This is a genomic window from Serratia bockelmannii (genome assembly GCF_008011855.1).
Lineage (GTDB): Bacteria > Pseudomonadota > Gammaproteobacteria > Enterobacterales > Enterobacteriaceae > Serratia > Serratia bockelmannii.
In genome coordinates this window covers 46,241-67,953 of sequence record NZ_VOUX01000006.1, presented here as the reverse complement: position 1 = coordinate 67,953, position 21,713 = coordinate 46,241, and the positions used below count along the sequence as shown (strand labels likewise).

The window sequence follows — 21,713 nt, the reverse complement described above, 5'->3', positions numbered from 1 at the left end:
TTGATTAGCGTGCCATTTTGGGCACAACGGGCCAGAGACCATGAAAGAGAAAGAAAAGGCAGAGATCAAGCGCCTGAGCGACCTGCTGGACGCCTTGAACCACAAAGACGCCACCGTGATCCAACAGGGCAACCCTGAGTTGATCGCGCAGCACACCAAAGAAAAAGAGAAACTGGCGACGGAGATCGAGCGCCTGAAAGACGTGCGTGGCGAGAAGCTGAGCGCCGAAGCGCAGAAGCTGAGCAAGCTGCCGTTCAGCCGCGAGATCACCAAGAAAGAGCAGGCCGATATGGGCGCGCTGAAGAAAAGCGCGCGCGGGCTGATTGTGGTGCACCCGATGACCGCGCTGGGCCGCGAGATGGGCCTGAAAGCGGTCACCGGTTACGCCAAGAAAGCGTTCTGAACCCCCGGGCGTCAGACCTTGGTGGTGAAATACGCCTTGGTCTGATAGGGCACGGTGACCGTGTCCTGGCCCTGCAACTCCTCTTCTTCCGCCACTAGCTGGCGCAACCGATCGATAACCTGCTCCTGTTGCGCCTGTGGCAGTGCGGCGATAAAGCTGGTTGAACGTACCCGGTTGTAGATCACGTCCTCCACCGCGCCGCGGTGGCCCAGCATAAAGACCTGCTCCTGCAGCGGTTCAAAGCCTTTGAACGGGAAGAATTTGCGCCATTCGCCGGTATAGAAACGCGGCGCATCCCCTTCGTGGCTGTCGACGATCTGATTCAGTTTACGCACCCAACCGACGCGCGCATCGCGCATGTTCCACACCAGACCGAGTTTGCCGCCGGGCTTGAGAATACGCTGGATTTCCGCCAGCGCCTGCGGCGTGGCGAACCAGTGGAAGGACTGGGCGCACACCACGGCATCGACCGACTCGTCCGGTAGCGGGATCGCGTCGGCGGTGCCCGCCAGCGTTTTCACCTGCGGCAGCGCCGCCGACAATTTTTCCAGCATTTGCGGCACCGGTTCGACGGCGATCACCTGCGCGCCGGTTTCCAGCAGGCGCGGAGTGAACTTGCCGGTACCGGCGCCGAGATCGATGACCGTCATGCCGGCGTGCAGGCCGATAGACTCACGCAGCCAGGCGGCGATTTCCGGCGGGTAATCCGGCCGGCCTTTCACATAGCGATCGGCGTTGGCCTGATAGCCCTCGGCGGCGGCGTGATGAATCGAATGGGTCGGGGTGGTCATATACCTGGCTCCTGGCTGAAAAACACGCGGCTACAGTATAGGCGGAAGAAGAGGGTTAACGCGGCATTCGGCGCACGTTTTTCATCTTTTCCGCCCGCGATTTCAACGGCCGAGCAGGCGACGGTTGAAGTCCTCGAGGCGCCCTTCGGCAAGCCGCGTGAGCATGGTCTTGCTCCAGCTGGCGGAGAGGCCGGCCACCGCCAACAGGCGGCGATATTGTTCCGCGTCGAACGGCATGTGCCAGGCGATGGCGATGGCTTCGGCGACCGACACGTCGCTGCTGCGCGCCGCCAGCTCCAGCGGACGATCGCCGCTGACCGCACCCGGCGAGACCACCCGATACAGCCAGCCGCAGCGGCCGCTTTGCTGCATCAGCACCGAAATATCCTCGATGGCGAAGTGGTAGTTGAGCTTGAAGCACGGCGAGCGCGGCTGGGTGACCTGGATCAGCGCTTCGCCCCAGCGGAAGATGTCGCCCATAAACACATTGTGTTCGGTCAGTCCTTCGGTGGAGATATTCTCGCCGAAGGCCGGGGCGCAAAACTGCTCGGCCTGCGCCGGAAACTGTTCGCGCCACTGGGCATAATGCTCGCGCGGGTAGTGGCACAGCGCGCGGTCCGGCCCGCCGTGGTAGCTTTTCTCGGCTTGCTCGTCGCCTTCCAGGCCGAGCGGCGTGAGCCGGATGGCGCCATCCACCTGGCGTTTGGCGATGGCGCTGGGGCGCCCGCCTTCATAGGGTTGAATATTGCCGATGTAAACGTCTGGGTGATGCATGTGCGCCTCCGTGTCTCGCGTCGAGGGCTCAGCATAGCCTGAGTTGTGCCGGGGGGACATAACAACCCGCCCGAAAGTCATCGGGCGGGCGGCGGGGCGTCAGAAGGTGGTCCAGTTCTCTTCCGCGGCGGCGTTGGCGGCCGCGGGTTTTACCGCCGGCGCTTTCGGCGCGGCGGCTTTCACGGCGGCGGGTTCGGTCTGCTCCGCCAAACGGAACACCGAGACGCTCTGCAGCAGCATATCGGCCTGTTCTTCCAGCGAATCGGCGGCGGCGGCGGACTCTTCCACCAGCGCGGCGTTCTGCTGGGTGGTGTGGTCCATTTCGACGATCGCTTGGCCAATCTGGGCGATGCCGCGCGTCTGCTCATCGGAGGCGGCGGCGATCTCGGCCATGATGTCGCGCACGTGGGTGACCGAACGGACGATCTGTTCCATGGTGTTGCCGGTGCTTTCCACCAGTTCGGTGCCGGTTTTCACCCGGCTGACCGACTCGGCGATCAGCCCTTCGATCTCCTTGGCCGCTTGGGCGCTGCGGCTCGCTAGGCTGCGCACTTCGCTGGCGACCACCGAGAAGCCGCGTCCCTGTTCGCCGGCGCGCGCCGCTTCCACCGCGGCGTTGAGCGCCAGGATGTTGGTCTGGAAGGCAATACCGTTGATCAGGGTGGTAATTTCAGCGATACGCTGCGAACTGCTGGAGATATCGCGCATGGTGCTGACCACGTTCTCCACCAGCTTGCCGCCCTGTTGCGCGGTCTGCGAAGCGTCGGTGGCCAGCTGATTGGCGTGATGGGCATTGTCGGCGTTTTGTTTCACCGTGGCGGTCAGCTGTTCCATGCTGGCCGCGGTTTCTTCAACCGCCGCCGCCTGCTGTTCGGTGCGGGAGGAGAGATCGGTGTTGCCGGCGGCGATTTCCGCGGAGGCGGTGGAGACCTGGCTGACCCCCATCTGGATCTTCTCAATCATAGTGCGCAGATTTTGGCTCATCGCCGCCACCGCGTTCAGCAGTTGTCCCAGCTCGTCGCGGCGGGTACTGGTCTGCGCCTGGCGCAGATCGCCGCTGGCGATGCGTTCCGCCATCGCCAGCGTGCTGTGCAGCGGACGGGTGATCTGCAGCGTGATACGCCAGGCGATAAGTATCCCGGCGATGATGGCGATCAGGGTGGTGATGCCCATCTGCAGCTGCGCCAGGTTGATGTTGCTGCGCGTCTGCGCCAGTTCGTCCTGCATAAAGGCGTTCACCAGCGTGCCGATCGCTTGTGCGCGTTCGCCGAGCTGCCGGCTGATCTGCTGTTCGTGCTCATAGGCCGGCAGGTAGGCCGCGATGCGGTTTTTGTAATCGTCCAGCGCGGCCAGCAGCGGTTGCAGCTGCGGGCGTTGCGCGTCGCTGACCCGGCGGCTCAGGGCATTGGCCGCGTCACGCGCATCGTCAATGGCCGCCATCAGCGGCGCTTCGGTTTCCTTGTTCAGGCTCAGCAGCAGGCCGCGCGCGCCGTAGCGCACCTGGGTCAGCTTCTGGTTCAGCTGAATGAAGGCCAGCTGCAGATCGCCGTTGGTCAGCTGGCGCTCCACCTGGCTCAGGCTGGCCTGCACTTCCGACATGTTCCAGCTTTGGCGCACCGCGTCTTTCGCCGTGACCGCCTGCTCAAAGACTTTTTGCTGCTGCTGATATTCTCCGATCAGCGTCACCAGGCGCTGCAGATCCTTGCGGCTTTGGGCATCCCAGTCCAGCGCCTGCCCCTGGTCTATCAGTTTGACGGCGTTATCGATATTGGCGCGATTGTTCTGCAGATACTCCGGCTGGTAGGTCTGGCCGTACATGGCGCGGTTGTATTTGGCCTGGTTGATCTCCTCGTTCAGCCGGTTGCTGAAGTCGATGCGATCGGCGCGGGATTCGATGATGTGCAGGTATTGCGCCCCGGTGCCGGCGATGACGACCGCCAACAGCAGCAACAGCGCGAAGCCGAGGCCGAGCTTTTTACCTACGGTGAGATGAGTGAACTTTCCTGCTAATGCTTGCAATGCCGCCATAGCGTTTTTCCTTCTCCGGGCGAACGTCAATTGAACAAACCATCGGCAAGAAGTGGTCAAACTTTAGCGGATTTCAGGCAAAAAAATACCCGCCGGCGGCGGGCATCTTCATCAACGGGGGCGAATTACTTCTTCGCGGCGAAGCGTGCGGCGGCTTCGTCCCAGTTGACCACGTTCCAGAACGCCTTGATGTAGTCAGGGCGTTTGTTCTGGTATTTCAGGTAGTAAGCGTGTTCCCACACGTCCAGGCCGATGATTGGGAAACCGGAAGCGCCGGCGACGGCTTCGCCCATCAGCGGGCTGTCCTGGTTGGCGGTAGACACCACGGCCAGCTTGCCGTCTTTCAGCACCAGCCAGGCCCAACCGGAACCGAAGCGGGTGGCTGCGGCTTTCTCGAACTCTTCCTGGAATTTCTCAACGCTGCCGAAATCGCGCTCGATGGCCGCTTTCAGATCGCCGCCCAGCGTGGTGCCGGTTTTCAGGTTTTTCCAGAAGAAGCTGTGGTTGGCGTGGCCGCCGGCGTTGTTGCGCATGAAGGTGCGTTTGTCGGCAGGCACTTTATCCAGATCCTGGATCAGCTCTTCAACGCTGTATTTGGCCAGCTCAGGGTAGGCTTCCAGCACGGTGTTGGCATTGTTGACGTAGGTCTGGTGGTGTTTGGTGTGATGGATTTCCATCGTCTGCTTGTCGAAATGCGGTTCCAGTGCGTCGTAAGCGTACGGCAGGGATGGCAGTGAATAACTCATAATCATCATCTCCAGTGGTGTATGGGCGGCGCAAAGGGCGAGCACCGCGTAAGCAGTCGGATCATTATAGTTAATTAAATGATATTGAAAATGATTATCAATGCCCTGTGAAGTGTGTGGTTAATGTACAAATCGATGCGCTAACATACTGATAGGAGAGGGCGGCGGGTGGCCGCGTCAAGCCATCGCCCCGGCACGTGGGTTACTCTCTATACTGTAGAGAGCGCCAAGGTCGAAATGTATCGAAATGTGCCAATGCGTTCACTGAATGAGCACGAGTGTGTAACAACCACAAGCACGCTGTGGTAATATGGCCGGCGTTCGTAGCAAGCATAACAACAGTGACATTCGCGTTTGCCGCGCTAGCGGGGCAGGCGCATTTGAACAATGTGACAATCGAGAGTAAAGGAGACCCCCATGCAGGTCAGCAGAAGGCAGTTCTTTAAGATCTGCGCTGGCGGTATGGCAGGAACGACGGTGGCCGCGCTGGGCTTTGCCCCCGAAGTGGCGTTGGCGGAAACCCGGCAGTACAAACTGCTGCGCGCCCGTGAGACCCGTAATACCTGTACGTATTGTTCCGTCGGCTGTGGGCTGTTGATGTACAGCCTTGGTGATGGCGCCAAGAACGCCAAAGAAAGCATTTTCCATATCGAAGGGGATCCGGATCACCCGGTAAACCGCGGCGCGCTTTGCCCGAAAGGTGCCGGCCTGGTTGACTTCATCCACAGCGAAAGCCGCCTCAAGTACCCGGAATACCGGGCGCCAGGGTCGGACAAATGGCAACGCATCAGCTGGGACGACGCCTTTACCCGCATCGCCAAGCTGGTGAAAGAAGACCGCGATGCCAACTTCATCAAAACCAACGACCAGGGCGTTACCGTCAACCGTTGGCTGACCACCGGCATGCTGTGCGCCTCGGCCGCCAGCAACGAAACCGGTTTTCTGTCGCAAAAATTTAGTCGCGCTCTCGGCATGCTTGCCGTAGACAACCAGGCGCGTGTCTGACACGGACCAACGGTAGCAAGTCTTGCTCCAACATTTGGTCGCGGTGCGATGACCAACCACTGGGTTGATATCAAGAACGCGAATTTGATTATCGTCATGGGCGGTAATGCGGCGGAAGCGCATCCGGTGGGGTTCCGCTGGGCGATGGAAGCCAAAATACACAACAATGCCAAGCTGATCGTGATCGATCCGCGCTTTACCCGAACCGCATCGGTGGCGGACTTCTACACGCCGATCCGCTCCGGGACCGACATCGCTTTCCTGTCGGGCGTGTTGCTGTATCTGATGACCAACAACAAGTTTAACCGCGAGTACGTCGAGGCCTACACCAACGCCAGCCTGCTGGTGCGGGAAGACTTTGCCTTCGAAGACGGCTTGTTCAGCGGCTACGACGCGGAAAACCGCAAGTACGACAAAACCACCTGGAACTACCAGTTCGACGAGAACGGCTTCGCCAAGCGCGACGTCACGCTGCAGGATCCGCGCTGCGTGTGGAACATGCTGAAGCAGCACGTGAGCCGCTACACGCCTGACGTGGTGACCAACATCTGCGGCACGCCGAAGGACGATTTCCTCAAGGTGTGCGAATACATCGCCGAAACCTGCGTCGCGGATAAAACCGCTTCGTTCCTGTACGCCCTGGGCTGGACTCAGCACTCGGTCGGCGCGCAGAACATCCGTACCATGGCGATGATCCAGCTGCTGCTCGGCAACATGGGCATGGCGGGCGGCGGCGTCAACGCGCTGCGCGGCCACTCCAACATCCAGGGTCTGACCGATCTCGGCCTGCTGTCGCAGAGCCTGCCGGGCTACATGACGCTGCCGTCGGAGAAACAGACCGATCTCGACACCTACCTGAAGGCCAACACGCCGAAGGCGCTGCTGCCAGGCCAGGTAAACTACTGGGGCAACTACCCGAAATTCTTCGTCAGCATGATGAAGACCTTCTACGGCGATAAGGCGCAGAAGGACAACAGCTGGGGCTTTGACTGGTTGCCGAAGTGGGACAAAGGCTACGACGTGCTGCAGTACTTCGAGATGATGGCGCAGGGCAAGGTCAACGGCTACTTCTGCCAGGGCTTTAACCCGGTGGCGTCGTTCCCGAACAAAAACAAGGTAGTGGCTTCGCTGTCCAAGCTGAAGTTCCTGGTGACCATCGATCCGTTGAACACCGAGACCTCCAACTTCTGGCAGAACCACGGCGAGTTCAACGAGGTGGATCCTTCGCAGATCCAGACCGAAGTGTTCCGCCTGCCGTCCACCTGCTTCGCCGAAGAGAACGGTTCGATCGTCAACTCCGGCCGCTGGCTGCAGTGGCACTGGAAAGGCGCGGACGCCCCGGGCGAAGCGCTGAACGACGGCGAGATCCTGGCGGGCATCTTCAGTCGCCTGCGCGAGATGTATGCGCGCGACGGCGGTGCGGTGCCTGAACAGGTGCTGAACATGACCTGGGACTACCTGACGCCGGACAACCCGGCGCCGGAAGAGGTGGCGCAGGAGAACAACGGCAAGGCGCTGGCGGATCTGCTGGATGCCGACGGCAAAGTGCTGGTGAAAAAAGGCGAGTTGCTCAGCTCGTTTGCGCAGCTGCGCGACGACGGCACCACCGCCAGCGGTTGCTGGATCTTCGCCGGCAGCTGGACGCCGGCCGGCAACCAGATGGCGCGGCGCGACAACGCCGATCCGTCCGGCCTCGGCAATACGCTGGGCTGGGCCTGGGCATGGCCGCTCAACCGCCGCATTCTGTACAACCGCGCCTCGGCGGACCCGCAGGGGAAACCGTGGGATCCGAAACGCCAACTGCTGGAGTGGGACGGCGCCAAGTGGGTCGGGGCCGATATCCCGGACTACAGCACCGCCGCGCCGGGCAGCGACGTCGGGCCGTTCATCATGCAGCCGGAAGGCATGGGCCGCCTGTTCGCCACCGACAAGATGGCGGAAGGGCCGTTCCCTGAACACTACGAGCCGTTCGAAACGCCGCTCGGCACCAACCCGCTGCACCCGAATGTGGTGTCCAACCCGGCGGCGCGCGTGTTCAAGGACGATCTGGCGGCGATGGGCAAATCCGACAAGTTCCCGTACGTCGGCACCACCTATCGTCTGACCGAGCACTTCCACTACTGGACCAAGCACGCGCGGCTGAACGCCATCGCGCAGCCGGAGCAGTTCGTGGAGATCGGCGAAAAGCTGGCGGAGAAGAAGGGCATCAAGCAGGGCGATACCGTGAAGGTCAGCTCCAACCGCGGCTACATCAAGGCCAAGGCGGTGGTGACCAAACGTATTCGCACGCTGCAGGTGCACGGCCAGGAAGTCGACACCATCGGCATCCCGATCCACTGGGGTTACGAAGGGGTGGCGAAGAAAGGCTTTATCGCCAACACGCTGACGCCGTTCGTCGGCGACGCCAATACGCAAACGCCGGAGTTCAAGGCGTTCCTGGTCAACGTGGAAAAGGTGTAACGGAGACGAATTATGGCCATGCAATCTCAAGACATCATTCGTAAATCCGCCACCAATGGCTTCACGCCGGCGCCGCGCGCCCGTGACCACCAGGAAGAAGTGGCCAAACTGATCGATGTCACCACCTGTATCGGCTGCAAGGCCTGTCAGGTGGCCTGTTCCGAATGGAACGACATCCGCGACGAAGTGGGGCACAACGTCGGGGTGTACGATAACCCCGCCGATCTGACCGCCAAGTCGTGGACGGTGATGCGCTTCTCCGAGGTGGAGGAAAACGGCAAGCTGGAATGGCTGATCCGCAAGGATGGCTGCATGCACTGCGCCGATCCGGGCTGCCTGAAGGCCTGCCCGTCGGAAGGCGCGATCATTCAGTACGCCAACGGCATCGTCGACTTCCAATCCGAGCACTGCATCGGCTGCGGCTACTGCATCGCCGGCTGCCCGTTCGACGTGCCGCGCATGAACAAGGACGACAACCGGGTGTACAAGTGCACCCTGTGCGTCGACCGCGTGGACGTCGGCCAGGAACCGGCCTGCGTGAAAACCTGCCCGACCGGCGCCATTCACTTCGGTACCAAGGAAGCGATGAAGCAGGTGGCGGCGGATCGCGTCAGCGAGCTGAACACCCGCGGCTACCAGAACGCCGGTCTGTACGATCCGGCAGGGGTGGGCGGCACGCACGTGATGTACGTGTTGCACCACGCCGACAAACCGCAGCTGTACCACGGTTTGCCGGACAACCCGAGCATCAGCCCGGCGGTGACCTTCTGGAAGGGCGTGTGGAAACCCCTGGCGGCCATCGGTTTTGCCGCCACCTTCGCGGCCAGCGTGTTCCACTATGTCGGCGTCGGGCCTAACCGCGTCGACGATGAGGATGAGCACGACGAGTCGCATGACGAGGAGACGCGCAAATGAGAAAGGAAAAGCCCATTCAGCGTTACAGCGCACCGGAGCGCATCAACCACTGGATCGTGGCGTTTTGCTTCGTGTTCGCCGCCATCAGCGGGCTGGGGTTCTTCTTCCCCTCCTTCAACTGGCTGATGAACATCTTCGGGACGCCGCAGCTGGCGCGCATTCTGCACCCGTTTGTCGGGGTGATCATGTTTGCCGCGTTCCTGCTGATGTTCCTGCGCTACTGGAAGCATAACCTGATCAACCGGGAAGATATCGTCTGGGCCAAGAACATCCACAAAATCGCCATGAACGAGGAAGTGGGTGACACCGGGCGCTATAATTTCGGCCAGAAGTGCGTGTTCTGGGCGGCGATTATTAGCCTGGTGCTGCTGCTGGCCAGTGGCGTGGTGATCTGGCGGCCGTATTTCGCGCCGTCGTTCTCCATCCCGCTGATCCGCATCGCGCTGCTAGTGCATTCGCTGGCCGCGGTCGGCCTTATCATCGTGATTATGGTGCACATTTACGCCGCATTGTGGGTAAAAGGCACCATTACCGCGATGGTGGAAGGCTGGGTGCCGGCGGCCTGGGCCAAGAAACATCATCCGCGCTGGTACCGTGAGGTCCGCGAGAAACGACAGGAAGATAAACCCTGATGAGTATCCGCATCGTTCCTAAAGAGCAGTTAGGGGCACAGCGTGAGAAGTCCACAACGGCGGAGAACATCCCGCCGTTACTTTTCGCCAACCTGAAAAGCCTGTACAGCCGCCGCGCCGACCGTCTGCGTCAGCTGGCGGTCGACAACCCGCTGGGCGACTACCTTAACTTCGCCGCCGAACTGGCGCAGGCGCAGCAGCATGCGCTGCACGATAATCCGCTGGCGCTCGATCTGAGCGAAGCGTTGGCGCAGGGCGCCGCCAGCGGCAAACCGCCGCTCGATCTGAGCGTGTTCCCGCGCAGCGAGCACTGGCGCAAGCTGCTGACGTCGCTGATCGCCGAGCTGCGCCCGCAGGCGCCGGAGCACATTCTGGCGGTGCTGGACAACCTGGAGAAGGCCTCGGCGCACGAGCTGGAGCTGATGGCCGACGCCTTGCTCAACCGCGAGTTCGGCAAGGTGGGCAGCGAGAAGGCGCCGTTCCTCTGGGCCGCGCTGTCGCTCTATTGGGCGCAGATGGCCAGCCTGATCCCCGGCAAGGCGCGCGCCGAATACGGCGAGCAGCGCCAGTTCTGCCCGGTGTGCGGCAGCATCCCGGTTTCCAGCATGGTGCATATCGGCACCGTTAACGGCCTGCGCTACCTGCACTGCAACCTGTGCGAAAGCGAATGGCACGTGGTGCGGGTGAAGTGCAGCAACTGCGAGCAGACCCGCGATCTCAACTACTGGTCGCTGGACAGCGAGCAGGCGGCGGTGAAGGCGGAAAGCTGCGGCGACTGCGGCACTTACCTGAAGATCCTCTATCAGGAAAAAGACCCGCAGGTTGAAGCGGTGGCCGACGATCTGGCTTCGCTGGTGCTGGACGCCCGCATGGAAGAGGAAGGCTTCGGCCGCAGCAGCATCAATCCGTTCCTGTTCCCGGCGGAGTAACCGCCCGGCCCCGTTCGCGCGGGGCCGGACCCGCAATTTAAGAACGGGCTTCTGGCATTCGCCCGGGCGAGTTGCTACGTTTAGGCCATGACGCGCCAAGCGAAAGGAACCACGATGTTAAACACCCTGGCAAAACTGACCGCGGTCGCCGTGCTGGCGATGGGGCTGGCGGCCTGCGACAACAAGGACGACACCAAACCGGCGGTGCCGCCACCGGATACCAAACCGACCGTGACGCAGCCCGCGCCACCGCCGCCTGCGCCGGTAGAAACCCCGCCCGCGCCGCCGGGGCTGAACGTGTCGCTGCAGAAGGGCAAAATCACCTTCGAGTTGCCGTCAGGCTTTAGCGATCAAACGCTGAACAGCGGCATCGTCAATGACAGTACCTCCACTATCCAGCGCTTCCTCGATGGCAAGTCGCGCCAGAGCGCGGTTTCGTCCGAAGTGATCCCGCCGGACGGCATGAAGATCAATACCAGCGACAAAATGCTGAAAGAGCTGACGCAGAGCGCCATCACGGTGCTGGCCGAGCGCTATCAGAATATCCAGACCACCAAAGAAGAGAACTTCACCGTCGGCAAACAGAAGTTTCGCCGGGTGGATACCGAGCAGACCGTCAACGGGCAAAAGGTGGTTTCCACCCTGGTGTTGACGGTGTTCAACAAGCGAGTAGTGACGCTGCAAATGCTGTCGCCGGCCAAAACGCCGGAAGTGCATCAGGCGCTGGTGCAGCGGATTATCGATACTCTGGCGGTGAAGTAAGGGCATTGCGCTGCGGCCAGGACGAAGCGGAGGAGACCGGATGAAGCTTATCGGCAGTTACACCAGCCCCTTTGTGCGCAAGATTTCCGTGATGCTGCTGGAGAAGGGGATCGCGTTTGAATTCGTCAACGATCCGCCGTATGAGCCCGGCAGCCGGGTGAAGGAACTGAACCCGCTCGGCAAAGTACCGGTGCTGATCGCCGATGATGGCGAGGTGTTTTACGACTCGCCGATCGTGGCCGAATACCTCGAACTGCTGACGGTGGAGCCGGCGTTTTTGCCGGCCGATCGCGCCACCGCGCTGCGCGTCCGCCGGGTGGCGGCACTGGCGGACGGCGTGACTGAAGCGGCGGCGACGCTGTTCCGCGAAAGCCGGCGCGCGCCGGAAAAGCAGGACGAAAACTGGATGCTGCGCCAGCGTGACAAGCTGACGCAGGGCCTGGACGCATTGGAGGCGCTGGCGCAGGAAAAAACGTGGCTCAATGCCGAGCGGCTGACGCTGGCGGATATCGCCACCGGCTGCGCGTTGGGCTACCTCAATTTCCGCCACATTCTGCCCAACTGGTGCGTCCAACGTCCGGCGCTGGTCAAGCTGGCCGAACGCCTGTTCGCCCGCGAAAGTTTCGCCCGCACGGCACCGCCCTGAACGTTCTTTTCTCCCCGCCGCGGCGGGGTTTTGCTATGCCGATACGTCTAAATTGAAAACCGAGCGACCATGAGCACTGAATCCCACCTTCTTTACAGTCAACTGCCCGCCATCGACCGTCTGCTGCGTGAACCCGCGATTGAACCGCTGGTGGCTCAGCATGGCCAGACGCTGATCGGCGAACTGTTGCGCCGGCTGCAGGCCCAGGCGCGCGACGCTATCAAGCAACAGCAACATTTACCGGACTGGTGTGGCGACTGGCCGCAGGCGCTGCGGGCGGAACTGGCCCGGCAGCAACGCCCGGCTTTGCTGCCGGTGTTCAACCTCAGCGGCACCGTGCTGCACACCAACCTTGGGCGCGCCCTGCTGGCGCAGCCGGTGAAGGACGCGGTCAGCGCGGTGATGGGGGAGGCGGTGACGCTGGAGTACGATCTGGACGGTGCCGGGCGCGGTCATCGCGATCGGGCGGTGGCGAGTCTGCTGTGCCGGCTGACCGGCGCGGAGGACGCCTGCATCGTCAATAACAACGCGGCGGCGGTATTGCTGATGCTGGCGGCGATCGCCCCCGGCAAAGAGGTGGTGGTGTCGCGCGGCGAACTGGTGGAGATCGGCGGCGCGTTCCGCATACCCGACGTGATGCGCCAGGCGGGCTGCCAACTGGTGGAGGTCGGCACCACCAACCGCACCCATCTGAAAGATTACCGCCAGGCCATCAGCGAGCAGACCGGCCTGTTGATGAAAGTGCACACCAGCAACTACAGCATTCAGGGCTTTACCGCGGCGGTCGACGAGGCTGCACTGGCGCAGCTCGGGGCCGAACAGGGCGTGCCGACCGCCACCGATCTGGGCAGCGGCTCGCTGATCGATATGGCGCAGTACGGCCTGCCCGCCGAACCGATGCCGCAGCGGCTGCTGGCCGCCGGCGTCGATCTGGTGACGTTCTCCGGCGATAAGCTGCTGGGCGGCCCGCAGGCCGGTATCATCGTCGGCAAAAAGGCGCTGATCGCTCGCCTGCAGCAGCATCCGCTCAAGCGCGCGCTGCGCGTCGGCAAGCTGACGCTGGCGGCCCTGGAGGCCACGCTGCAGCTCTATCTGCAGCCGGAAAAACTGGCTGAGCAGCTGCCGACGCTGCGGTTGCTGACCCGCCCGCAGCAGGAGATGCAACAGGCGGCCGAGCGGCTGCTGGCGGCGCTGAGACCACGGTTCACCGCCGATTTCGACCTGCGCGCCGAACCGTGCTGGTCGCAGATTGGCAGTGGTTCGCTGCCGGTGGATCGCCTGCCCAGCTATGCGCTGACCTTCACGCCGCGCGACGGCCGCGGCGCCACGTTGGAAGCGTTGGCTGAGCGCTGGCGCCGCCTGCCGCAGCCGGTGATCGGCCGCCTCGGCGACGGCCGGCTGTGGCTGGATCTGCGCTGTCTGGAACAGGAAGGGGCGCTGATCGAGGCGCTGAGCGCATCATGATCATCGCCACAGCCGGCCATGTCGATCATGGCAAAACCACCCTGCTGCAGGCGATCTCCGGGATCAACGCGGATCGCCTGCCGGAAGAGAAGCGCCGCGGCATGACCATCGATCTGGGCTACGCCTACTGGCCGCAGCCGGACGGCCGGGTGCTGGGCTTTATCGACGTGCCCGGCCACGAGAAATTCCTCGCCAATATGCTGGCGGGCGTCGGCGGCATCGACCATGCGTTGCTGGTGGTGGCCTGCGACGACGGCGTGATGGCGCAGACCCGCGAGCATTTGGCGATCCTGCGCCTGAGCGGGCGCCCGGCGCTGACGGTGGCGCTGACCAAGGCCGATCGGGTGGACGCGGCGCGTGTCGACGAGGTGCGCAGTCAGGTGCGCGACGAGCTGGCGCGCCAGGGCTGGCCCGATGCGCCATTGTTTGTCACCGCGGCGGCGGCGGGCGAGGGCATCGACGCGCTGCGCGCGCATTTGCTGGCGCTGTCGCCCGGCGAGCATGCGCTGACGCGCCGTTTTCGTCTGGCGGTAGACCGTGCGTTCAGCGTCAAAGGGGCGGGGCTGGTGGTGACCGGCACTGCGCTCGGCGGCCGGGTGCAGGTTGGGGATACGCTGTGGCTGACCGGCGCCGACGCGCCGGTGCGGGTACGTGGCCTGCACGCCCAAAATCAGACCGTGGAACAGGCGCAGGCCGGGCAACGCATCGCGCTGAACATCAGCGGCGATGTCGATAAAGATCGGATCGTGCGCGGCGATTGGCTGCTGGCGCAGCGCCCGCCGGAGGCGGCGGAACGCATTCTGGTGGCGCTGGATACGGATCGGCCGATCCGCCATTGGCAGCCGCTGCATCTGCACCATGCCGCCAGCCACATCACCGGGCGCATTTCGCTGCTGAACGACGGACTGGCGGAACTGATCCTCGATCGCCCGCTGTGGCTGGCGGAAAACGATCGGCTGGTGCTGCGCGATATCGGCGCGCGGCAAACGCTGGGCGCGGCCCGGGTGCTCAGGCTGAATGCGCCCAAGCGCGGCAAGCGTCAGCCGGACTATCTGGCATGGCTGCAGGCCTTGGCGCAGGCGCAGGACGACGCGCGGGCGCTGGCGCTTGAGCTGCCGCACGGCGCGTTGTCGCTGGTGGCGTTCGCCTGGGCGCGTCAGTTGACCGACGACGGCCTGGCGGCACTGCTGGCGAACCGCGATCTGCTGATCGTCGGTGACCGAGCGCTGGCGCAGGAGCAGGTGCAACAGGCGGAGAGCCGCCTGCTACAGGTGCTGGCGGAGTACCACCAACAGCACGCCGACCAGCTGGGGTTAGGACGCGCCCGCCTGCGGCGCATGGCGCTGCCTCAGCAGCCGGAAGCGCTGGTGTTTATGATGATCGATCGGCTGCTGAAGGCCGGCGCGCTGCGCAATACGCGCGGCTGGCTGCACTTGCCGGAACACGGCCTGGCGTTCAGCGCCGACGAGGCGCCGCTGTGGGCGCGCATCGAACCGCTGTTCGGCGACGAGCCGTGGTGGGTGCGCGATCTGGCGAGCGAACTGGGCGAGGAAGAGAGCCGGGTACGGGCGCTGCTGCGCAAGGCGGCTCAGCTGGGCCATGTGACGGCGGTGGTGGTGGATCGCTACTACCTCAGCCGACGCATCGATCAATTCGCGGCGCTGATCCGCGAGCTGGATGCGGAGCGCGGGGGCGCCAACGCCGCCGATTTCCGCGATCGGCTCGGCGTCGGGCGCAAGCTGGCGATCCAGGTGCTGGAGTTCTTCGATCGCAGCGGCTTTACCCGCCGCAAGGGCAACGAGCATCTGCTGCGCGACGGCGGGTTGTTCGGCAACTGATTGCGTGTTTTTTGTTCTCTGATGGCGGTATAATCAGCTTTAATCACTTTGATTGATGTTGATTGTACTGAGGAGCAAGACGATGAATACGAAAGTCATCACCGCTCATGTGCCGCTGCCTTTGGCTGAAAAGGTGGATGAAATGGCCGCCAAACTTGACCGTTCACGGGGATGGATAGTGAAGCAAGCCCTCGCCGCCTGGCTTGAGCAAGAGGAAGAGCGCCGTCGATTAACACTGGCGGCGCTGGCCGATGTCGAACAGCAAAACGTTATCGATCATGAGTCGGTAGAAGCCTGGGCGGCCAGCCTGGACAGTGACGAGCCGCTGCCGGTACCACGCTGATGGAGTTAAAATGGACGAGTAAGGCGCTATCGGATTTGGCGCGTTTGTTTGAGTTTCTTGCCTTGGCTAACCGCACTGCGGCAGCGAATTCGGTGAAGGCCTTGGTCGCCGCGCCTAAAGCGTTGCTCGATAATCCCCGCCTGGGTGAAAGACTGGATGAGTTTTTACCGCAGGAAGTGAGGCGTATTCTGGTCGGCCGTTATGAGATACGTTACCAGGTGCAGCCGGCAACGATTTATGTTCTGCGTATTTGGCATACCCGCGAAGAGCGATAGGCCGAATTCCCCTACCCGATAAACCTGACGGCGGCCCGGCTGACGTCGGGCGTTTGGGCGGTGAGAAACGCCTGTAAACGTTCGATCAGCGGCCGTTTTGCCGATTCTTCCGGCCAAACCAGATAGTAACCGTCGCCGGTGCGCACGGCGGCGTCACAAGGCAGCGCCAATAACCCCTCCTCAATCGTCCGCAGGCTCAGCGCCAGATCGCCGATCGAAACGCCGTGCCCGGCGATGGCCGCCGCGTTGCCCTGTTCCAGCGAATCAAATACCTGGCCACGTGTGAGATCGATCGGGGCTGCGATGCCGCTTTTTTGCAGCCAGCGCCGCCAGTCGCGCCGATCGGGCGAAGGATGGATCAGCGGGCAGGTGGCGAGATCGCGCTGCGCGTCGGCGAGCAGCGCGGGGGCGCAAATTGGGATCAGCCATTCGTCGAACAGCTTGGCGGCGGCGGTATTGGCGCCGAAATGGCCGTTGCCGAGCAGGATGGCGCAGTCGTAGGGTTCGCTGAAAAAATCCACGCTGTCGATGTCCATCCACACGCTGGCTGCCTGCACCTCGAACGCCTGCGCCGTTTGCCGGAATCGGCTCAGGCAGTCCAGCAGCCAGCGTAGGGTCAGGGTGGAGGGCGCCTTCATCCGCAGAAGATCGCGGTGGCTTCTGAACAGCTCGCAGGCTTGTTCGATGCGGCCAAACCCTTGCTGCAGCTCGGCGGCGAAGATTTTTCCCTGCGGGGTGACCTCGATGCGTGGGCCGTTGCGCTGGAACAGCCGACAGCCGAAGTGCTGCTCCAGCGTTTTGATGTGCTTGCTGACGGCGCTGGGGGTGAGATGCAGCTCGTCGGCGGCCAGCGTGAACGAGCCGGTGCGGGCGGCGCTCTCGAAGGCGCGCAGGGCGTAAAGCGGCGGAAGGGAACTGGCCATCGCGGCGTCTCTAAGAATGAGTCTGGCTCACAGTAAACGACAGGATTACTCCTTTTTCAAGGCGGGGGCTACGGCATCATAATGATCCGACGCCAACCGCCTGAATGTGAGTGAAATAAAGATGAACCTGTCGTTGCTGGCGGCGTATTTCGCCGCCATTTTCTTGCTGATCGCCACGCCAGGGCCGGTGGTGATGATGGTCGCCAACACCGCGGCGCGCTTTGGCGCCCGGCGCGCGCTGTTGACCGCGCTGGGCAGCAATGGGGCCTCTTTGTTGCTGATCGGTATTGCCGCGCTGGTTGTCACTGGGCTGTTCGCGGTGGATATGCGCTTGCTGCAGTGGATAGGCCTGCTGGGCTGCCTGTTTATCGGCCGCATGGCGATCGTCTCGCTGTATGAGGATTTATCCGCACGAACCCCCGATGCGCAGCCCGTTGCACCGTCGCAAAAACGCTCGGCGATCGCAAACGGTTTTCTGGTAGGCATCGCCAATCCCAAGGACATCATCTTCTTCGTCGCCTTTTTTCCGCAGTTTATCGCCGTCACCCCTTCGGTCGGCGCCAGCCTGACGCTGCTGACCGCGCTGTGGGTGCTGGCGGATTTCGCCATCTTGCTGGCCTATATCACCCTGCTGTCGGGAAAGGCGCTGCAGCGCGCGCGGCGGGCGATCTCTGTCCTGTCGGCGTTGCTGCTGTTGGGGGTGGCGGTAGTGGGAGCAGGGTATGCGCTGTGGGAGCTGCTCGGCTGAAGCCGCATAAAAAAAACGCCGGTCGGGAAACCGGACCGGCGTTTTATCGTCGCGCTTAAGCCGCGCCGTTCGGCTGCGGCGTGGGGTCGCCGCCGCGGCGTTTGCCGATAAACAGCGCCACCAGCGTCAGCCAGCACAGGCCGCTGATGAGGTTGAACAGGTTGAACAGCCCACTGCCGCCCCAGACGTAGGCGACCTTGGCCAGCTCGATGCCGACGGTGAACACCATCATGCTCAGCATGCCCATGGTGGCGGACACGGTGCCTTTGCTGACGTTGCTGGAGAACAGCGTCAGGCGGTACAGGCCGGCGTTGGCGAGGCCGATGCCGAAGGCGTACAGGCTCAGGCCGGCGGTCATCCACAGGTAGGCGTGGCTGGAGAACTGGGTCGCCAGCGCGGCGATCAGCAGCCCCAGCAACATCGGGCCTGCGCCCAGCTTGATCAGGCGCTCCACGCTGTTTTTGCCGGTCAGGCGCGCCAGCGTCAGGTTGCCGAGGATCAGCGCGCCGAACACCGGGATTTGCAGCAGGCCGTAGTCCAGCGTCGACAGCGACTCACCGCTGATCAGGATCACCGGCGACTGGGCGATCCAGGCCAGCAGCGGCAGGCTGGCGAAACCGATCGCCAGCGCGCCGCACAGGAAGCGGCGGTTGCCCAGCACCTGGCGGTAGTCGCGCCACAGATTGGCGGCGGAAAATGCCTCGCCCTGCAGCGTGGCGGTTTCCGGCATGGCTTTCCACAGGCCGTAGAAGGCGATGGCCGCCAGCGCGGCGAACAGCACGAACATGCTCTGCCACGGCGCGACGTGGATCAGCGCCGCGCCGGCCAGCGGCCCGAGCAGCGGGGCGATCAGCGCCACGTTGGCCATCAGGGCGGTGATTTTGATGCACACCGATTCTTCAAACGACTCCTGGATGGTGGCGTAGCCGACCGCGCCGATAAAGCACAGGCCGATGCCCTGCAGGAAACGCATGGCGATGAACTGCTCGATGTTGGTGACCAGCAGGATCGCCAGGCAGGAGACGATAAAGAACGCCACCCCGGCCAGCATCACCGGGCGACGGCCGCGGCGATCCGACAGCGGCCCGAGCAGCCACTGCAGGAAGATGCCGCCGGCCAGATAGGCGGTCATCGAGGTAGGCACCCACTCTTCGCCGGCGTTGAAATCCGCCACGACGGCCAGCATGCCCGGCTGAATCATATCGTTGCCGATATAGGTGGCGAACTCGAAAAGCACCAGACAAAGAGGGAATAAAAGCGCCTGTCGGCCCAAACGTGCCGCAGGTGGTAATGTCGTTTTCATATTATTGTACTGATAGTAAAAGAGAAAAAGGAACTGTCAGGGCGGGAAGCGCAAACTGAGCGAGTTATGGCGGCTATTTTGCCGCCAATTGTTCACCTTCGCAATCATAAGGTGTTGTTTAAGTGCATTCTGATATTTCGCTTTTGGGTTGTCGCCGAACGCCGTGCCCGATAACCTCTTCTTAACATATCAATATGACACAAGATCGGGCGAGCGTTTGAGCGAGAAAATCGGCTGGATAGACAACCTGCGGGCGATGGCGTGCATGATGGTGGTGATGATCCACGCCACCACCTATTACGTCACCAACGGCGCGGCGATAGGGCTGCACAACTGGGATATCGCCAACGTGCTGAACTCGCTGTCGCGCGTATCGGTGCCGCTGTTCTTTATGATTTCCGGCTACCTGTTCTTCGGCGAAAAGAGCGCCGGCCGCCGGCATTTCACCCGCATCATCTGCTGCATTCTGTTCTACAGCGCCATCGCGCTGATCTATATCGCGGCCTTTACCAAGATCGGTTTCTGGCCATCGCTGCGCGGCATGTTGCAAAAGCCGGTGTTCTATCATCTGTGGTTTTTCTACGCCATCGCGGTGATTTACCTGCTGTCGCCGCTGATCAGCGTCAAACCGGTGTCGCGCTACGCCCTGGCCGCCGCGCTGGTGGTGTTGGCGGTGATCGCCAACCCGAATACCGACAAGCTGACCTTCGGCAACGCGCACCTGCTGCCGGTTAACCTGTATATCTACGGCGATACCTTCTACTACCTGCTGTATGCGCTGGCCGGGCGGGCGATTGGCATGATGGAGGCGCGCGGGCGCGCCGTGGGCTGGCTGGCGGCATTGGGATTTGCGCTGTGCGTGGCGCTGATCGCTCGCGGCACCAAACACCAATTGTTCATCAACGGCAACTTCGCCGATACCTACTACATCTACAGCGGCCCGCTGGTATTTATGGCGGCGGTGGCGCTGCTGGTGTGGGTGAAACACTGTTTGCCGCAGCCGATCGGCTGGCTGAGCGCGTTCTCCCGCCATTCGCTGGCGATCTACGGTTTTCACGCCCTGATCGTCAACGTGATGCGCAGCCGGCACCTGGACTTCACCGGCCACCCGCTGCTGGATATCTTCTGGGTGTTCGGCGTGGCGCTGGGGCTCAGCCTGCTGCTGTCTGTCGGCCTGCAGCGGCTGGATACCCGCCGGCTGGTGTCATAGCGGCGAGTGCTGGCGCTGCTGGGCGCGGCGCAGCTGCCGCCCGGAAGAAAAACCGGCCGCCAGCGCGGCCTTCTCCAAGCCATACCCTTGCTGCAGGCGCTGTTGCGCCACCGCCAGCCGCAGCTGCTCATGATATTCCCGCACGCTGATGCCGACGTGGCTGCGAAACAGCCGCGCCAGGTGGCGGCTGCTGACGTGCGCCTTCTCCGCTATCTGCGGCACCGACCAGTCGGCCTCCGGCTCGGCGGCCATCACGTCCTGCGCGCGGTGCACCGCCGGGTGCAGGTGGTTGCGGTAGCGCAGCCAGGGCGACAGCTGCGGATCGTCCCCGGCGCGGCGGAAATAGACCACCATATCGCGGGCGACGTCGCGCGCCCGGCCGGAACCGCAGTGGCGGTGGACCAGGTGCAGCGCCAAATCGATGCCGGTGGTGATGCCCGCGCTGGTGTAGACGCCGCGATCTTCGACGAAGATACGGTTCTCTTTCACCTGCGCTGCCGGCGCCTGCCGGCGGATACGTTCGATGACGTCGTGGTGGGTAGTGCACTGATAGCCGTCGAGCAGCCCGGCCTGCGCCGCCAGCAGCGCGCCGGAACAGATGCACACCAGGGTGATGCGCTGCCGCTGCAGGTCGGGCCGCAGCGTCGCCAGCCAGCGGCGCGCCTGCTCGGCCTCTTCCCCGGCGAAATAGCGCTGCGAATCGCCGACGCCCGGCAGCACCAGGATGGCGCCGTCTTCCAGGCGCTCGGGCAACGGCTGCAGGCCGCTCAGCGTCATGCCGATGGAGCAGACGATCTGCGGCGCCGGGCTGAGATAACGCAGGGTGAACTGCCCGGCGAGGCGCAGGGTTTCCGCCGGGCCGCTGACGTCCAGCGACAACACGTTGGGCAACAGCAGAAAATAGACGGCCTGCGACATGGTTACTCCTGTGCGAGTTGCGCCAGCGCCTCATCCACGCTGGCGATGCGGGCAAAACGATCGACCAGTACGGTTTCAGTATGCCGTTTCAACTGCGCGGGGGTAAAGACTTCGCCGTCGGGATGGCGCATCGGGAAGGTCAGCGTCGCCTCGGTGACGAAAGTCACCCGATAACCGAGATCGGACGCCACCCGGGTGGTGGTTTCGCAGCACTGCTCGGTGCGGATGCCGGAGACGATCAGGTGGTTGATATTCCGTTCGCGCAGCCAGGCGTCGAGGCCGGATTCGGTCAGCGCATTGTGCACATGCTTATGCACGGTGATATCCGCCTGGTGGGTGAGGAACGGCAGGCGCTGCACATGGCCTGAAGCCAGTGAGAATGGCCCCTGCGGCGAAACGTGCAGCACGTCGACCAGCGCCGCGCCGTGCCGTTGGCAGCCCGCGATCAGGCGGGCCAGCGCCTGCTGAAACGCCGGCAGGTCGTCCTCTTGCCAGAATGGACGGTGCTGGAATGATTGCTGGACATCGATGATCAATAACGCGCTCTGTGACATTTTCGGCCCTCCGCCAGTGTGTGTAGCGACCATCTTGCGCCGCTAC

At 62.9% G+C, this 21,713-nt stretch carries 21 protein-coding genes; 13 read left to right on the top strand and 8 right to left on the bottom strand.

The features are described from left to right. Positions 1-40 precede the first annotated feature (40 nt). Positions 41-403, top strand: a complete 363-nt coding sequence (locus FOT55_RS10465) for a YibL family ribosome-associated protein (RefSeq protein ID WP_025304785.1) — start codon at positions 41-43, stop codon at positions 401-403. An 11-nt stretch (positions 404-414) separates the two neighbouring features. Here the strand turns inward: FOT55_RS10465 and FOT55_RS10460 are convergent, their stop codons facing one another. The 4 genes from FOT55_RS10460 to sodA all read right to left on the bottom strand — a co-directional run bounded on the left by FOT55_RS10460 (position 415) and on the right by sodA (position 4,742). Then, positions 415-1,194 (bottom strand): class I SAM-dependent methyltransferase, encoded by a 780-nt coding sequence (locus FOT55_RS10460; protein ID WP_043140768.1) that lies wholly within the window; start codon positions 1,192-1,194, stop codon positions 415-417. A gap of 102 nt (positions 1,195-1,296) precedes the next feature. Beyond that, the gene (gene yiiM, locus FOT55_RS10455; RefSeq protein ID WP_147823451.1) at positions 1,297-1,968 is read right to left on the bottom strand and encodes a 6-hydroxyaminopurine reductase; all 672 of its coding nucleotides are present in this window, start codon (positions 1,966-1,968) and stop codon (positions 1,297-1,299) included. Positions 1,969-2,067: 99 nt separating this feature from the next. Beyond that, positions 2,068-3,996, bottom strand: coding sequence for a methyl-accepting chemotaxis protein (locus tag FOT55_RS10450; protein WP_147823450.1), 1,929 nt, complete (start codon positions 3,994-3,996; stop codon positions 2,068-2,070). 125 nt (positions 3,997-4,121) lie between these two features. After that, complete coding sequence (gene sodA / locus FOT55_RS10445) at positions 4,122-4,742, bottom strand: superoxide dismutase [Mn] (protein WP_004934003.1); 621 nt, start codon at positions 4,740-4,742, stop codon at positions 4,122-4,124. A gap of 417 nt (positions 4,743-5,159) precedes the next feature. Between sodA and fdnG the strand changes: the two genes are divergently transcribed. The 10 genes from fdnG to FOT55_RS10395 all read left to right on the top strand — a co-directional run bounded on the left by fdnG (position 5,160) and on the right by FOT55_RS10395 (position 16,011). After that, entirely contained in the window at positions 5,160-8,207 is a 3,048-nt protein-coding gene (gene fdnG / locus FOT55_RS10440; protein WP_141971798.1) for a formate dehydrogenase-N subunit alpha, read from the top strand. A 12-nt stretch (positions 8,208-8,219) separates the two neighbouring features. Then, positions 8,220-9,122, top strand: coding sequence for a formate dehydrogenase subunit beta (fdxH, locus tag FOT55_RS10435; RefSeq protein WP_033649532.1), 903 nt, complete (start codon positions 8,220-8,222; stop codon positions 9,120-9,122). Beyond that, positions 9,119-9,754 (top strand): formate dehydrogenase cytochrome b556 subunit, encoded by a 636-nt coding sequence (fdoI, locus tag FOT55_RS10430; RefSeq protein ID WP_004934017.1) that lies wholly within the window; start codon positions 9,119-9,121, stop codon positions 9,752-9,754. The genes fdxH and fdoI overlap by 4 nt, the downstream gene beginning before the upstream one ends. Continuing rightward, the gene (gene fdhE, locus FOT55_RS10425) at positions 9,754-10,683 is read left to right on the top strand and encodes a formate dehydrogenase accessory protein FdhE (protein WP_025304790.1); all 930 of its coding nucleotides are present in this window, start codon (positions 9,754-9,756) and stop codon (positions 10,681-10,683) included. Before fdoI ends, fdhE begins: the two co-directional genes overlap by 1 nt. A 114-nt stretch (positions 10,684-10,797) precedes the next feature. Next, on the top strand, positions 10,798-11,445 hold the full coding sequence (locus tag FOT55_RS10420) for a DcrB-related protein (RefSeq protein WP_147823449.1): 648 nt from the start codon (positions 10,798-10,800) through the stop codon (positions 11,443-11,445). Between the two features lie 40 nt (positions 11,446-11,485). Beyond that, a complete protein-coding gene (locus FOT55_RS10415) occupies positions 11,486-12,091 on the top strand; it encodes a glutathione S-transferase (RefSeq protein WP_025304792.1) in 606 nt (201 codons plus the stop codon). Between the two features lie 69 nt (positions 12,092-12,160). After that, positions 12,161-13,555 carry an L-seryl-tRNA(Sec) selenium transferase gene (gene selA, locus FOT55_RS10410; RefSeq protein WP_147823448.1) on the top strand — a complete coding sequence of 465 codons (1,395 nt, stop codon included), beginning with the start codon at positions 12,161-12,163 and terminating at the stop codon, positions 13,553-13,555. Further along, positions 13,552-15,393, top strand: a complete 1,842-nt coding sequence (selB, locus tag FOT55_RS10405) for a selenocysteine-specific translation elongation factor (protein WP_147823447.1) — start codon at positions 13,552-13,554, stop codon at positions 15,391-15,393. Before selA ends, selB begins: the two co-directional genes overlap by 4 nt. A gap of 82 nt (positions 15,394-15,475) precedes the next feature. Continuing rightward, positions 15,476-15,736, top strand: coding sequence for a CopG family ribbon-helix-helix protein (locus tag FOT55_RS10400; RefSeq protein WP_047025978.1), 261 nt, complete (start codon positions 15,476-15,478; stop codon positions 15,734-15,736). Continuing rightward, positions 15,736-16,011, top strand: coding sequence for a type II toxin-antitoxin system RelE/ParE family toxin (locus FOT55_RS10395; protein ID WP_033636570.1), 276 nt, complete (start codon positions 15,736-15,738; stop codon positions 16,009-16,011). The genes FOT55_RS10400 and FOT55_RS10395 overlap by 1 nt, the downstream gene beginning before the upstream one ends. Before the next feature lie 11 nt (positions 16,012-16,022). Here the strand turns inward: FOT55_RS10395 and FOT55_RS10390 are convergent, their stop codons facing one another. After that, positions 16,023-16,934, bottom strand: coding sequence for a LysR family transcriptional regulator (locus FOT55_RS10390; RefSeq protein WP_043140784.1), 912 nt, complete (start codon positions 16,932-16,934; stop codon positions 16,023-16,025). A 121-nt stretch (positions 16,935-17,055) separates the two neighbouring features. Between FOT55_RS10390 and FOT55_RS10385 the strand changes: the two genes are divergently transcribed. Further along, on the top strand, positions 17,056-17,682 hold the full coding sequence (locus FOT55_RS10385; RefSeq protein WP_147823446.1) for a LysE family translocator: 627 nt from the start codon (positions 17,056-17,058) through the stop codon (positions 17,680-17,682). Between the two features lie 55 nt (positions 17,683-17,737). Here FOT55_RS10385 and FOT55_RS10380 read toward each other — a convergent pair whose 3' ends face one another. After that, positions 17,738-18,985 (bottom strand): MFS transporter, encoded by a 1,248-nt coding sequence (locus FOT55_RS10380; RefSeq protein ID WP_147823445.1) that lies wholly within the window; start codon positions 18,983-18,985, stop codon positions 17,738-17,740. A 217-nt stretch (positions 18,986-19,202) separates the two neighbouring features. Here FOT55_RS10380 and FOT55_RS10375 point away from each other — a divergent pair, with 217 nt between their 5' ends. After that, on the top strand, positions 19,203-20,195 hold the full coding sequence (locus FOT55_RS10375) for an acyltransferase (protein WP_141996941.1): 993 nt from the start codon (positions 19,203-19,205) through the stop codon (positions 20,193-20,195). On the opposite strand, the gene FOT55_RS10370 is transcribed toward FOT55_RS10375, so the two are convergent. Next, positions 20,190-21,113: a GlxA family transcriptional regulator gene (locus tag FOT55_RS10370; RefSeq protein ID WP_141996943.1), complete on the bottom strand. Its 924-nt coding sequence runs from the start codon at positions 21,111-21,113 to the stop codon at positions 20,190-20,192. The genes FOT55_RS10375 and FOT55_RS10370 overlap by 6 nt on opposite strands. A gap of 2 nt (positions 21,114-21,115) precedes the next feature. Beyond that, positions 21,116-21,667 carry an isochorismatase family protein gene (locus tag FOT55_RS10365; protein WP_141996944.1) on the bottom strand — a complete coding sequence of 184 codons (552 nt, stop codon included), beginning with the start codon at positions 21,665-21,667 and terminating at the stop codon, positions 21,116-21,118. Between the last annotated feature and the right edge of the window lie 46 nt (positions 21,668-21,713).